Annotated in this window: 2 protein-coding genes; both read left to right on the top strand. The window is 71.9% G+C overall.

From position 1 onward, the window contains the following. Positions 1–151: 151 nt before the first annotated feature. Positions 152–595 carry a universal stress protein gene (locus L6Q67_RS23460; protein WP_296575903.1) on the top strand — a complete coding sequence of 148 codons (444 nt, stop codon included), beginning with the start codon at positions 152–154 and terminating at the stop codon, positions 593–595. Between the two features lie 19 nt (positions 596–614). Continuing rightward, positions 615–1,039: MATE family efflux transporter (locus tag L6Q67_RS23455; RefSeq protein ID WP_296575900.1), on the top strand; the 425-nt coding region annotated here is incomplete at its 3' end.

Genomic DNA, 1,039 nt, shown 5'->3' with positions numbered 1-1,039 from the left:
CTGTGCGTCACGGTGGCCGACCTGGGCATCCTCAACATCGGCGCGGCTTTCTGGGGCCTGGTGGCCGGCTTCACGGTATCGTGGCTGATGGAAAAGCGCGATTTCCAGGCCCTGGCCAACGCCAGCTGACCCCACCAGAGGAGACAACACCATGTTCAAGCACCTGCTCGTACCCACCGACGGCTCCGAACTCTCCCGCCACACCGCGGCCAAGGCGATTGCCTTCGCCCGCGAGACCGGCGCGCGGATCACCTTCTTCACCGCACTGCCGGATTTCCCGGTGTCCTTCAGCGAAGGCTACGGCATCACCGACCCGGGCACCCGGGCGCGCCTGGTGGCCAGCGCCGAAGCCCAGGGCCGCGCCATCCTCGACCCGCTGGTGGCCGCCGCCGGCGCCGAGGGCGTGGCCGCCAGCGCCGTCACCACCGCCTGCGACATGGCCCACGAGGGCATCATCGCCGCGGCCGGGGCCCACGCCTGCGACCTGATCTTCATGGCCTCCCACGGCCGCCGCGGCATCGGCGCGCTGCTCCTGGGCAGCGAGACCCAGAAGGTGCTCACCCATTCCAGGATCCCGGTGCTGGTGCACCGCTAACCAGCCCCCGCCCTCCGCCTTGACCGCCCTCGCCATCCACCCGCCAGGCAGCGCCGGCGCCATCGTGCGCCAGCTGTTCCACCACGCCTGGCCGATCCTCATCGCCCAGCTGCTGTCGATGGCGATGATGATCGCCGACACCCTGATCGCCGGGCGCTACGGCACCCTCGACCTGGCCGGGGTGGCCATCGGCAGCAGCTTCTACATCTCGGTGGTGATGCTGCTGGGCGGCGTGCTGCAGGCGGTGGCACCGACCGTGGCCCACCATGTCGGCGCCGGCCGTAACGAAGAGATCGGCCCGGCCCTGCAGCAGGGCTTCTGGCTGGCCGGCATGCTGGCGCTGCCGGGGGTGGCGATCCTGCTGGCGCCCGCCCCGCTGCTGGCCCTGGCCCAGGTGCCGGCCGACGTGGCGGCGCTGGCGGGCGACTACCTCGCGGCCACCGC

Origin of the sequence: Zoogloea sp. (assembly GCF_023150065.1) — a bacterium.
In the GTDB taxonomy this organism is placed as follows: Bacteria; Pseudomonadota; Gammaproteobacteria; order Burkholderiales; family Rhodocyclaceae; genus Zoogloea.
This window is presented reverse-complemented; position numbering and strand designations above follow the sequence as displayed.